General features: G+C 42.5%; 10 protein-coding genes and 1 pseudogene. 6 read left to right on the top strand and 5 right to left on the bottom strand.

The features are described from left to right. Positions 1 to 296 precede the first annotated feature (296 nt). Positions 297 to 593: a nucleotidyltransferase family protein gene (locus tag LEP1GSC060_RS10690; protein WP_036096152.1), complete on the top strand. Its 297-nt coding sequence runs from the start codon at positions 297 to 299 to the stop codon at positions 591 to 593. Next, on the top strand, positions 580 to 1,026 hold the full coding sequence (locus tag LEP1GSC060_RS10685) for a HepT-like ribonuclease domain-containing protein (RefSeq protein WP_036096150.1): 447 nt from the start codon (positions 580 to 582) through the stop codon (positions 1,024 to 1,026). The genes LEP1GSC060_RS10690 and LEP1GSC060_RS10685 overlap by 14 nt, the downstream gene beginning before the upstream one ends. Positions 1,027 to 1,454: 428 nt before the next feature. Here LEP1GSC060_RS10685 and LEP1GSC060_RS10680 read toward each other — a convergent pair. Next, positions 1,455 to 2,737 (bottom strand): annotated as a pseudogene (locus tag LEP1GSC060_RS10680) (adenylate/guanylate cyclase domain-containing protein). 380 nt (positions 2,738 to 3,117) lie between these two features. On the opposite strand from LEP1GSC060_RS10680, the gene LEP1GSC060_RS10675 reads away from it, so the two are divergent. After that, a complete protein-coding gene (locus LEP1GSC060_RS10675; protein WP_003003787.1) occupies positions 3,118 to 3,771 on the top strand; it encodes an oxidoreductase in 654 nt (217 codons plus the stop codon). A 23-nt stretch (positions 3,772 to 3,794) separates the two neighbouring features. On the opposite strand, the gene LEP1GSC060_RS10670 is transcribed toward LEP1GSC060_RS10675, so the two are convergent. From LEP1GSC060_RS10670 to LEP1GSC060_RS10655, 4 genes are all read right to left on the bottom strand, one after another. Continuing rightward, on the bottom strand, positions 3,795 to 6,050 hold the full coding sequence (locus tag LEP1GSC060_RS10670; protein ID WP_036096182.1) for a TonB-dependent siderophore receptor: 2,256 nt from the start codon (positions 6,048 to 6,050) through the stop codon (positions 3,795 to 3,797). A gap of 549 nt (positions 6,051 to 6,599) precedes the next feature. Continuing rightward, entirely contained in the window at positions 6,600 to 8,360 is a 1,761-nt protein-coding gene (locus LEP1GSC060_RS10665) for an acyl-CoA dehydrogenase family protein (protein ID WP_036096180.1), read from the bottom strand. A gap of 202 nt (positions 8,361 to 8,562) precedes the next feature. Next, entirely contained in the window at positions 8,563 to 9,381 is an 819-nt protein-coding gene (lipL32, locus tag LEP1GSC060_RS10660) for a major surface lipoprotein LipL32 (protein WP_003003762.1), read from the bottom strand. A gap of 217 nt (positions 9,382 to 9,598) precedes the next feature. Next, a complete protein-coding gene (locus LEP1GSC060_RS10655) occupies positions 9,599 to 9,997 on the bottom strand; it encodes a ParB N-terminal domain-containing protein (protein ID WP_003003789.1) in 399 nt (132 codons plus the stop codon). 179 nt (positions 9,998 to 10,176) lie between these two features. Between LEP1GSC060_RS10655 and metK the strand changes: the two genes are divergently transcribed. The 3 genes from metK to LEP1GSC060_RS10640 all read left to right on the top strand — a co-directional run bounded on the left by metK (position 10,177) and on the right by LEP1GSC060_RS10640 (position 12,755). After that, positions 10,177 to 11,337, top strand: coding sequence for a methionine adenosyltransferase (metK, locus tag LEP1GSC060_RS10650; protein ID WP_003003878.1), 1,161 nt, complete (start codon positions 10,177 to 10,179; stop codon positions 11,335 to 11,337). Between the two features lie 6 nt (positions 11,338 to 11,343). Further along, positions 11,344 to 12,306, top strand: coding sequence for a transketolase family protein (locus tag LEP1GSC060_RS10645; RefSeq protein WP_003003756.1), 963 nt, complete (start codon positions 11,344 to 11,346; stop codon positions 12,304 to 12,306). Positions 12,307 to 12,434: 128 nt separating this feature from the next. Further along, complete coding sequence (locus LEP1GSC060_RS10640) at positions 12,435 to 12,755, top strand: ATP-dependent Clp protease adaptor ClpS (RefSeq protein ID WP_036096177.1); 321 nt, start codon at positions 12,435 to 12,437, stop codon at positions 12,753 to 12,755. The last annotated feature ends 163 nt before the right edge of the window (positions 12,756 to 12,918 follow it).

Here is a 12,918-nt window from a genome sequence, read left to right as displayed (position 1 = left end):
GGACCGGAGAAATGTGAATGCAATCCAAAAGTATTTTTATCTTGAATCGAGGTTTAATTAACGTGAGTTCGGCGATTGAAGGTTTGGGCGAATCAGAAACTAAGGTGCTCCAAACCTCGCTCTAAATCCACACCGCATCCGGGAAGGCGAACGTCGAGAAGTTTCTTGCGTTAGCCGAACAATACCGAAAATTCCACTCTGTAAAAATTGCTTCGCTGCTTTGAAGCTAAGAAAAGCTTTTTGAAAACATCAAATAGAGCTTGAAATCTAAATTGTTATAGTCTTCATTTATTTATATGTCATCATCGATTCAGACAATCGCCGATTTTCAGCAATTTATAACCACTTCTAAATTACTGTCTAAATATCATCTTGAGAGAGTGGGCTTATTCGGTTCATTTGTTAGAAAAGACTCTAATTTTCAGGATATTGATATTTTTGTGGACCAAGATATTGATTATAAAGCCGCCTTATCATTCAAAGCTGAACTTGAGAAAAATATAGATCGAAAAGTTGATTTAGTACTTAGTAAATATGCTAATCCTATAATTCTTCATAGGGCCCGAAAAGAAATGGTCTATGTTAAAGAATAGGAAAAACGATCTTTTATATTTACTTAATATTATTGAATACATTGAGAAAGTTTTGATTTACTCGAAGTTCGCAGAGAGCCCGGAAGATCTTTATAATTCCAACGATCAAATGAACTATAATGCGATTCTAAGTCTTCTTGCTCAAATAGGTGAAAATAGTAATAAACTTAGCGATGAAACGAAAATGAAATATGTATATCCTTGGAAGGATATAATCGGACTTAGAAATAGAATTGCCCACGATTATACTGGGATAAACATTTTTATTGTTTATGAAACGGTTAAAAATTCCTTACCGGATTTCAGAAATAAATCTATTGAGATTATTCGCGACGGATTGAAAGACTTTAGTTTCGATAATGCCGAATTAGATTCAGCTCAAAATAGCAATTTCTATTCTCACATTAATTTTATCGAACTTATATCTTTTTAAATTCGCCATCGTCGACTTACTCTTTGCTTTCGCATGTTTATACCGAACTCTCAGGTCGTGTATTTCTCATGCTGACGCATGAGAGCTACTCGTTAAACTCAATCTTGCTCCCCAGAATGCGATCCTTAGAGAGCATTCTGTTGAGTTAACCTGGGTCGCAAGATAATGCTCCGCTGCTCGTTAGCTAATTTGCTCTCTGAACGCCGACCCATAGGAAGGCGTTCACTGAGTTTCTTGGGTCGCATTGTAGGTCGTGTTTCTTTGCTTCGCAAAGAGCTGTCGCTTCGCTTTAGCTAATTTGCTCCCTGAACGCCGACCCATAGGAAGGCGTTCACTGAGTTTCTTGGGTCGTGTTGTAGGTCGGGTTTCTTTGCTTCGCAAAGAGCTGTCGCTTCGCTTTAGCTAATTTGCTCTCTATGGGTCGCAAATTAACCCCAAACAACTTCGTAGACTTGCAAGGGTTCTTCTTTGCCTTTGACTTTGACGCGGGGCATACGATTGAGAGTATATTTTCCGCCTAACAGCTCTTTGGTTTCTTTCGAAATCAAAAACGACTTTTTTAAAACCTACAAAGAGATTCGATTCGAGAAGCCGTATTGACCGAGTCTCCGATGACCGTATATTCCCTGTGTAAATCGCTTCCGATATTTCCGGCAAAAACTTCTCCCGTATGAATTCCAATACCGATGGAGATAGGAGTTTTTCCCTCCGACTTTCGAAGTAAATTCCATTCGGAAAGACGTTTTTGCATGATGACCCCGCAACCGACGGCGTTTCTTGCGTCCACTTCCGCCGAAGGAGAAGGATGAGGTGTGCCGAATGTCGCCATCACCGCATCGCCGATGTATTTGTCTAAGGTTCCGTTATTTTCAAAAACGCATTCCATCATAATTTTACGAAAATCCGATAGAAGTTCGCCGAGCCCTTTCGGGTCCATGTTCTCGGACATAGCGGTAAAGTTTCGAATATCCAAAAAAAGAATACTTACGATCTGTCGATTTCCGTTTTGAAGAGTTTCCGGGTTCTCCGCCATTTCGTTTACAATCTTAGGTGAAAAGTACCTGGAGAGTTCCGCCTTTTGACCTTCCGCAATTCCGATTCTTCTTACCATCGAGATCGTCCGAAAAATTCCCGTGGAAATCATCATCGCAAAACAAAAATACAAACCGGGTTTGGCCGCGATTATATCTTCTATCAAAACATCCGGCCCGTTGATATAACGCCCCCAGTCGTTTGTGAACGTGAGTTGATCCGTGGAAATCGCGGTCCATAGGATCGAAAAATAAATCGAATAAAAAAGAAACAGTCCGATGAACACAAAACGGATTTTAAACTGCAAGAGGGAATAGATGATCGGGAAAAGAAAAAAAAGATTGATCGTATTTTTCAGTGCGAAACCCAAGTTCACGTCTTTTACAGTGAACGTATAAAAGAGTAAAACCCCAAGTATGAGAGCGTATTCCGCAAATAAAGTGACGTAGTTAAAAACGTTTACGATAGAAAAAGGACAAACTCGGATTACGATCGTATGTGTGAGAGTTAAGACGAGATAAATCGAAAACGCAATCAGATTGAATCTACTGTCTCCGTTGTCGACGTTGAGAACGATCTGAACCAAAAAGAATAGGGCGATCAGATAACGAAAGTAATTCGTGATGATGATCCCGTTTCTTTCCTCTTTATTGAGAACTTCCAAAACGGAATCCGGCATGGACTTTCTGTCCAAGATATGAAGGGCTTTTTTGATCGGTAGGTAAAGATTCACAAAGTTCAATATAGAAATTTCGGGGTTCGAGATCAATTCTTTCCGGAAAGAGGGATCGGTTTTGAAAAAAATTCTTTCATAAAAAACGCGAGTTCGATAGAACCAATGCGAAAGCGATTGAAGCGGAATCAACAAATTGAAATGACAAATGAAAACCGTTTTTCGGGCGATCTATCAATTTGTTGATTGGAGCGAGAAAGCGCGGTCCCTCATCCGTTTTTTCCGTAAGAAAAAACGGATGAGGGATTCGCCCAAACTTGTAACCTTTGAATTTACGTTAAAAAAGAAAAAATCTTTTCGCTGTCCTTTGAGGAGAAATCGAAGTTATGGATCGAAAAAACGCTTTGGTCGCCGGCGCTACCGGACTGATCGGAAAATATCTTTTGGAAGAATTATCGGCTTCCGCGTATTACCAAAAAGTTTACGCGCTCGTTCGCAGACCGGGCAGTGTGTTCGGAGCGGAGGAAATCGTTTCCGATTTTGACACGTTATCCGTTGCTTCTTTTCCGGAAGGAATCACGGACGTTTTTTGTAGTCTGGGAACTACGATTTCCAAAGCGGGAAGTCGGGAGAATTTTAAAAAAGTAGATTATGAATACGTGTTGAAACTCGCCGAATTTGCAAAGGAAAAAGGGGCGAAATCCTTTCTCGTAGTCAGCGCCTTAGGTGCCGATCCGAAATCCCTCGTGTTTTATAACCGAGTGAAAGGTGAAATGGAAAGAGGTTTGGAGGAAATCGGTTTTTCTTTTCTCGGAATTTTTAGACCTTCTTTACTCGAAGGGGAAAGGAAGGAAGTCCGTCCCGGTGAAACCGTCGGTCAATTTTTTGCAAAGATCGTAAATCCGTTCTTGTTAGGTGGAATTCGAAAATACAGATCGATTCACGGAAGAACCGTAGCGAAAGCCATGATTCGTATCGCACAAAAAGAACCGAGAGGGGTTCGTATTTTAGAATCGGACCGAATTGCGGACCAATACTGATTTTGTTTCTTCCTCACTCGTACTTAAAATTTACCGCTCACCGTGATCAAGAATTGCCTAGGAGGACCGGGAATCGGATTTGGAATGGGGGATATAAAATATTTCTTATTCGATACGTTGTTACAATTGATCTGAAAATGATAATGATTGTACTTATAATAAACGGACGCGTCGTACAATCCGTAAGGCGGAAGAAAAAAAGAATTCGAGTGATTCGCGGCTACGGAGTCTATATAACGTCCGCCCAGTCCGAATCCAAGGCCCGATGAGAACGTATAAGTTGTCCAAAGGTTCGCCGTATTGATAGGAACGTTGATCGGTCGATTCCCTTTATAATCCGTTTCATTTCCTTTTGAATCTACAAAACGAAAAGATTCCCATTCCGCAATCGTATGTGCGTAACCGGATTTGAGACTCCATTCGTCGGATACACGAAGGTCTAGATTGAATTCATATCCGTTCGTTCCTAGTTCTCCCGCTTGGTCATACAAAGCGGGTCGAGAATTTATGAGAACGGCAACATCGTATTTTTTAGCCGCAAACAGCGCGCTCGTCAATTGAACCCTTCCTTTCGCAAATTCAATTCTTTGACCGATCTCGGCCTGTTTCCCCATTTCAGGTTTTAACGGTTTACCGCTCATATTGATAAATGTCACGGGAAGGAACGCGGTGGAGTATCCCATGTATGCGGTATAATTATGTAGAGGCTGATAAATCAATCCGACTCGGGTTGTAAAAATTTTGGCATCGGATCGATTTTTAATTTTGTCGACGGATTCCGAAACATATTTATCGTTTAAGTCGGATAACTTCTCGGCTCTACTTTCCCTAAACCAACTATCATACCGTCCTCCTAAAACAAACTTTACGATTTTTGAAAGTTCCATCAAATCTTGAAAATACAAAGAGTGCATTTGTTGATACAAAATTTTTCGGTCGCTAAAGTTTTCCGGTAAGGGTTGAACAGGATCGATATTGGGGAATTGAAAACTCACGGTGGTCGTACCTCCGGGAAAATATCTCTGTCTGTGTCGACTTATCATCCGGTGGTATTCGTAACCGGATAGTAGATCGTGTTTAAAACCGGTTCGAAAAGTCCAATTGAGTTCCACGGTCCCTTGTAAAGGAGATCTTCTGGTTTCAAAATGAAGGTGGTCGCGTTCGATCGTATTTTTATCAGTGGAAGAAAAACTCAAATCTTCCGTTGCAAAATAATAATAAGTCTGCGGTAAGTAGGAGATAAAAGATCTCATCGAAAAAACATTAGAAAATTTACTGTCTAGTTGAATTTTAAAATTTCCGCTACTACTTTTAAGATAATCGTCGTTTGTATTGTAGTTATTGTTTAAAGGAACTCCCGGTTCCACCAAGTTGATCTTAGGGTTTTTTGATTTTGGAAGACCCGCATCCGGTTTTGTAAAATCAAAACTTTTTCCGGAACGAATCGACAAAGTATGTTTCTGCGAAATGTCCCACTCTAAAACGGCGGACAGGTTATTTAAATCGTATGAGTTTTGTCTCAAACCTTGATACTGAGAAGTGGCCGCGTCGATCCTATATCGGAACGATTCGGTTCCGATCGGTCCGGTCGCACCGACGTAAGCTCTGCGTGTGTCAAAACTCCCTTTCGTAAAAGAAAACTCGTAACTCGTTTTTTTTTGGGGTTTTTTACTGATAATGTGAATCACACCCGCCATCGCCCCTTGGCCGTATAAAACGGAATTGGGTCCTTTCAGAATTTCAATTCTTTCAACGTTTGCGAGATTGCTCATAGGGGAGCTATTTTGAATGAGAAAAGAATCGTCCCTGGCTCCGTCTCTGAGTAAAAGAGTATTACGAGAATCTAATCCTCGAATCGTGAGCGTATTAAATCCGCCGTAGTTCTGAATTGCAAAGATGCCGGGAGTGTAGGATATAGCCGAAAGCCATTGGTCCGCAGCGCGAGCCTTCAGCTCTTTAGCGTCGATTACGTTTACGGTAGCCGGAATATCCTTTAAACGGACGTTTTGTTTCATACCCGTAAGCCCCTTTTCTATATAACCTTTTACGAATATACCATCGGACTCATTCTCATCTTCGGTGTTTTTCCCCGTTCTTTTATCTTTTCCGTTTACGGTTTGTTTTGCGGGTATTTTTTGATTCGATGAAGGTTCAGGTTCCTGAGAAATCAACTGAATAGGAAAAAGAAAAATTCCTAGGAACAGAAAGTTTGAAAGAAAATATAAATTACGTCGAATCGTATAAGAACGTGGATCCATCGACTGTTCGAATTTTTTCACGGGAAGCCCAGCCTCTAAAAACAAAATATTCCTTGGGGATGGCCCGACGCCAAATCACAGTTATTCAAACTGGATTCATTCAACAAAATGTTCTCATGAAACGATTCAAAAGAAATGAATTGAAAGCAAAAACACACCGTATCCGCGAGAGTGTTTTTAAAATGAGGAGTATCCGACTTAGAGAATTCTTACATCGGTGAAGAATTCAAACATTACGGTTGCGGGCCAGCACTGGACTTTCACCAGTATTCCTCCAAATTAGAGATTCATGTTAAGGAAGTATAAAAATAAATGCAAGATTTTTTATATTGAACTCGCGTTACTTAAGGAATCGGAAGATTTATAAAATTCAAGATTGTTCCGTAGGGTCGAAAAACGAAGAGGCGTGTACTAGGGGATAGGTTTTAGGGATTAGGTGTTAGGTTTTAGTGGATTTACAGAATTGGAAAATTAGCCTTTGCTAAAGCCTAATCGCTCTATTAAGAAAGTGTAACTGAACTCTGACTTCTATTTACTAGTATTCTGATTTCTAATCACGGAACCCTAAAACTAAAACGCCCTCGCCGTTTGAAACTGACGATTTTCGATCGTAATCCGATTCGAAAGAAGGATCGCCTTGGATTCCAAATTGTATTCTCTGGCGAGAAGTTCTCTTTTGTCTTTTGCGTCTCCTTTGAGTTTGGAAACTCCTTTTTCCAAAAGAAGTCCGATTAAAACTCGCGCGGTGGATTGAACCACTTCGAAAGCGACCTCGTCTCTCAGGGAGGAGTTATCGATCGCGGAAAAGGATTCCACAATTTTTTCAAAAGTTTCTTTGTTTTCGTTTAACAAAGAAGAGGCGCCGGTTTTGGAAAATTCTTCCTCGAAATACTGACGCAAATGTCCTTTCGCAGACATTCCGGAAACGATTCCTCCGATAGCCGCCACAACCTGAAGTTGTGTCGTTCCTTCGTAGATGTTCGTGATTCTTACGTCCCTGTAGATTCTGGAGATATCGTAGTCGTAGGTAAAACCCGCGCCTCCGTGGATTTGCAGACTGTCGTAAGCGATCTTATTTGCAAGTTCTGTAATATAATATTTCGATAATGGAGTAAACAGATTGGCGAGTTTTTCCCATTTGCGAATCGTTTCATCTTTTTTGATTTCGCGATCGTCGATTCCCTTTTCCTTCATTCGTTCCGATTTCCAGTGATAGAGATCTATGGAACGGGACGCTTCCATCAAAACGGCTCTCATACCGGCGATTTCACGATCCATGGCCGCGAGCATCTTACGAACCGCCGGAATATTTTGGATCGTTTTTCCGAATTGTTCTCTTTCTGCGGCGTATTTTTTCGCCTCCATATAAGCCGCCGTTGCGATTCCCATGGCCTGCGCGGCGATCGAAAGTCTCGCTCCGTTCATCATCGCCATCGAATAACGGACCAAACCGTAACCTTCTTCTCCGATCAGAATTCCGGGAGAGTTTTCATAAACTACTTCACAGGTCGGAGAGCAATGAAGCCCCATCTTTTTTTCGATTCCGGCGATAAAAACGTCCGAACTTTTTACCAAGAAGAAGGAAAGACCGCGGGCTCCGCTCGTAGGAGTTCCCGTCCTTGCGAGAGTTAAAATGACTGCTGGAATATCTCCGAAACCACAACCGTGTGTGATAAAACGTTTGGCTCCTGTGAGTTTCCAAACTCCGTTTTCGTCTTTGATCGCTTTGGTTTGAAGGTTCGGAAGATCCGATCCGTAGTTCGGTTCGGTCAAAGCCATCGCTCCGAAAATCTCTCCGTTTGCCATCTTAGGAACGTATTCGTCGATCATTTCTTTCGAGCCGAAACGTTCGATGGTTTCCGCGAGATTGAGGCATCCGAGTGTGATCGCAAAGGAACCGTCCGCTCTGGAAAACAATTCCATCATCATGGTCTGAACGGTTGCCGGAATTCCAAGCCCTCCGTGTTTTCTGCCGATGCTGTAGGGAAGAATTCCCGCGTCTTTTACTTGTCTGATTCCTTTGATCATAGAATCCGGGAAAGTAACTTTTCCGGAGGAATATTTCAAACCTTCGACGTCCATATCTTTTGCGAGCGGCGCGATCTGTTTTCCGGCGATGTCTCCTCCGGATTCTAAAATAGATTTATAATATTCTAATGCGTCTTCGTAGGAACCGGGAGCCATCGAGAGAGATTCCTTTCCGGTTTTTTGGTATTCCTTATGATCTTCAAAGTCTCCTTCGAAACCGTTTATGATTTCCTTCCAGTCTACGATGGATTGAAAATTTTCTTGTAAGTCTTGATTTTCTAAAAAGTAATTATTCTCGATCATTTCAAATCCTTTACGAAGGTTGGTTTTTACAACCTCGGATTCCATCCAATTGTATCCGGATAGTTTTCCTCATTGTAATCTATCTATCTCCTTTTTTGCAAGTAGAATCGTTATGAGTCTTAAGAACATTCAAAGAGGAAAAATAAAAAAGCCACCTTGCGGTGGCTTCTTAACCTAAAAAACTGTTTGGCTCTAAGTAAGATTACTTAGTTGCATCAGAAGCGGCTTTTTTCAAAGACTCTTCAGCGGCTACGGCTTGTTTTTGCAGTTCTTCAGGATTTGAGTGGATCAACGGACTCACACCGGGAATACCTGGTGGAAAAAGTAGACCCACGGATGCAACGAAAGATCCTTTCACTTCACCCGGTTTGTAGGTAGTGAAAGAGATTCTGTAAAGACCTCTCACTAAAAGTTTTTTAGTGTCGATGTTTTTCAGATCGTCAAAAGATTTTGGAGGATTAGGGATCTTGATTCTAGTAAGAGAGTTGTACTTAGAGTGTCTCTCTTCTTTGTAAGTATCGTCACCATCATCATCGTCGTCCAATTTTTGAACGGCTTTTGCTTTCGCTGCTTTTGCGATTTGGTCGGGCATAATCGCAGACATTCTCTCTACACGGATCCAGGTATCAAACCAACTTGGCATTGATTTTTCTTCCGGGGTTGCCGCTTTGAAAGCGTCGCTTACTAAATCTCCGTCGCCTGGTTCACCGATTTCGCCTGTTGGGGAAATCATACGAACTCCCATTTCAGCGATAACGGCTGGTATCCAAACATAGAGATAGTATGCTTTTTTGTTTCCATCGACTAAACCGTCCGGCGCTTGTCCTGGCTTTACGTATCCGTAATAGTTGATCACAGATCCGTAGGGAAGTAACGTTTTTACGGTTTCGTTTGTCCCTGGGATTGTGTCCTCGCTCAGAACAAAAGAGCTTTTAAGGCTTGGCAGACCACCGAACGCACCACAAGCGGTAATGCTTGCAAAGAGTGCGACGGAGACAGCCAAAATCGAAAGTTTTTTCATAGACTCTCCTTAGTTAGGAAAATCACGGTATGAATTCGGGAGCTTTTTGTAAATCAATATTGAATAATTTTTTACCCGAAAGTGAGTAATTTAAGTTCTAAGTGATAATTATGGAAGCGAAACGTGAGAGGAAAAGATCCACTGACTCCGTTTGCAAATCGAACCGCATTTTTACATGAGAATTCTCTAAAAAACCCATTCGTAACGATTGGAAGTATTATTTTTTTTGAAAAAATCGCTTCAACCAGTCGAGTAAGTCCAAAATCCATGCGAAGATTCGCCCGAATACGGTCGTATAGGAATATCTTCTTAATAACTCCCGGACCCTTTCTTGTTCTTCGGAAGTAAATTCTAAACGAATATTGTTTTCTTCCGCTTCCATCTGGACTCTTTCTTTTTTATTTCGAATATCCACGATCCGAACATCCACGTATTCCCAACCGAGACTCTTTACGCTTTCCAGTCTTCTTTCCCCGGAAATCAGAGTGTTGTCCAGATCGATCAAAATAGGATGTAAGAGTCCCAGTTTTTGTATGGATTCTTTGAGTGGACGAAGGTCCCCGAGATCTTTGCGGATCCGATTTTTTACTTTGATGTCTGAAACTCGAATTTTCATGGTTTCTCAAAAATAATCGTACGCGCTCCGATTCAATTCAATTCCGATTTGAGTCGTTCGATTTGTTCCATACTTGTAAGACATAGTTTGGATCTTCTTGACACTGAAGGAATCGGCAGGTTTTTGGGATCAGAGCGGGGACCTTTTCCCGTTAATTTTCACCCACTAGGAAAGAACAGATGTCTTTGAAAGATTTTATTTTTACTTCGGAATCGGTCGGCGAAGGCCACCCGGATAAGGTTTGCGACCAAATTTCCGATGCGGTTTTGGATGCATATCTCGAACAGGATCCGAAATCTAGAGTCGCTTGCGAAACCTTAGTTACCACAAACTTAGTCGTGATCGCGGGTGAAATTACAAGTAAAGGGAAGGTGGACGCTCAGGAAATCGCAAGAAATGTAATCCGTGATATCGGTTATAACGACATCACGATGGGATTTGATGCGGACTTTGCGGTTGTTTCCGCTCACGTTCACGCTCAGAGTCCGGATATTTCCCAAGGTGTTACCGAGGGAGAGGGTCTTTTCAAAGAACAAGGCGCCGGGGATCAAGGACTTATGTTCGGTTTTGCAATCAACGAAACTCCGGAACTCATGCCTATGCCGATTTATTATTCTCACGAGTTGGTAAAAAACTTAGCGGGACTTAGACACGGTGGAAAGCTGAAATTCTTAAGACCGGATGCGAAATCTCAGGTAACCGTAGAATACAAGGACGGAAAACCGGTTCGAATCGACACCGTTGTCATTTCCACCCAACATTCTCCCGACGTAACTCATAAACAAATCGAAGAAGCTTTGATCGAAGAATGTGTGAAGAAAGTCATTCCCGCAAATCTTCTGAACAATACGAAATATTTTATCAATCCTACGGGTCAGTTTATCATCGGCGGTCCGCACGGAGACGCCGGTCTGACAGGAAGAAAAATCATCGTGGATACTTACGGTGGATACGGAAGACACGGTGGCGGAGCATTCTCCGGTAAAGATCCTTCCAAAGTGGACCGTTCCGCGGCGTATATGGGACGTTATATCGCAAAGAACGTAGTCGCTTCCGGACTTGCGGACAAATGCGAGGTTCAACTTGCGTATGCGATCGGTGTTGCTGAACCCGTTTCCGTTCACGTAGATACGTTCGGAACCGGAAAAGTTTCCGAGGACGAATTGGTAAAAAGAATCCGCGCGAACTTCAAACTGACTCCGAGAGGAATCATTGAATCCTTGAAACTTCTCGAAAAAGGAAGAAAATACAGGGAAACCGCTTCTTACGGACATTTCGGTAGGAAAGGTTCTACCTTCACTTGGGAAGAAACCGATAAAGCCGCTGCCTTAAAAGGATAAATAAGAATGGGAGCTCCAAGCACATCGACTGCGACCGAAAAAGCCACCCGAGACGGTTACGGGGACGCGCTGCATGAACTGGGGGCTTCCCGTCCGGACGTGGTCGTCCTAGACGCAGATCTTTCCGGTTCCACAAAAACCAACAAGTTTGCAAAAGCTTTTCCGGATCGTTTTTTCAACGTGGGTGTCGCCGAACAGAACTTAGTCGGTCACGCCGCGGGTCTTGCGCTTTCCGGTCTGATTCCTTTTGCTTCTTCTTTTGCGATGTTTCTTTCCGGGAGAGCCTGGGAAATCGTCCGTAACAGCGTTGTTTATCCGTTTTTAAACGTAAAACTCGTCGCTTCTCACGGCGGTGTGACCGTCGGAGAAGACGGAGCGTCCCACCAATGTATCGAAGACTTTGCGATCATGCGAGCCATTCCCGAAATGACCGTGATCTGTCCCTCCGATTACAACGAGTGTAAACAGATCATTCACGCGATTGCGGATTACAAAGGTCCGGTTTATGTTCGAGTGGGTCGCCCGAACGTTCCCGTAATTGAAAGAGAAAATTATCAGTTTAAGATCGGAAAGGCCGAGGTGATGAGAGAGGGCAAAGACGTTCTGATCATCGCCAACGGAGTTCTCGTCAATGAAGCGATGAAGGCCGCGGAAGAACTTTCCAAAGAAGGAATCAACGCCGCTCTTTTGAACATGGCGACGATCAAACCGATCGATAAAGTAAGTATTTTAAAATATGCTAAAGAATGCGGGGCCGTGGTTACTTGTGAAGAACACAACGTAATCGGCGGACTCGGTTCTGCTGTGAGCGAATTCCTATCCGAAGAATATCCGGTTCACGTTTTGAAAGTCGGTATGAAAGATCAGTTCGGAAAATCCGGAACTTGGAAGGAACTTTTGGATACTTTCGGACTTCGTTCCAAGAATATCGTTGAAACCGCAAAAAAAGCGATCCAGCTCAAAAAATAAAATTCTGAACGATTCGATTGAAAAGAAAATTCGCGAAGTCTTTTTGTTTTTAAAAGAGAAAGTCTTCCGCGAAGGATTTTCTTGGAAAGAAATTCTTTTACTTAAATTTTCCAGGGTTGATTGGCGAGATGGCGAGCACACAAACTCCTGACCTACATGAGATTACCGAGGATTCCACAAAATCAACCGGAGGTCCTTGGAGAGTGGTACTTTGGGACGACAACGAACATACCTACGAATACGTGATCGAAATGCTGATGGAAATTTGTACGATGACCGTCGAAAAAGCCTTTTTACACGCGGTTCAGGTCGATCAGGAAAAACGCACCGTAGTTTTTTCGGGTGAATTTGAACACGCTGAACACGTTCAAGAAAGAATTCTGACTTACGGTGCCGATCCGAGAATGTCCAATTCCAAAGGTTCCATGAGCGCCACGCTGGAAAGATAAGTTCAGATGACGAAAACGTAATCCTCGATCGTTCACGGGTTTCGAGGACGCGGATTTTGTCGTCTAACGCGTGTGAGACGGTTTTTTTAGAGGTCTGGTTTTGGTAAGATGTATAAATGTTCGCTCGTGATCGGGTTCGGTTCGAAGAATAAGGCCCTGGAAA

Source organism: Leptospira weilii serovar Ranarum str. ICFT (assembly GCF_000332415.1).
GTDB classification, from domain to species: Bacteria; Spirochaetota; Leptospiria; order Leptospirales; family Leptospiraceae; genus Leptospira; species Leptospira weilii_A.
This window is presented reverse-complemented; position numbering and strand designations above follow the sequence as displayed.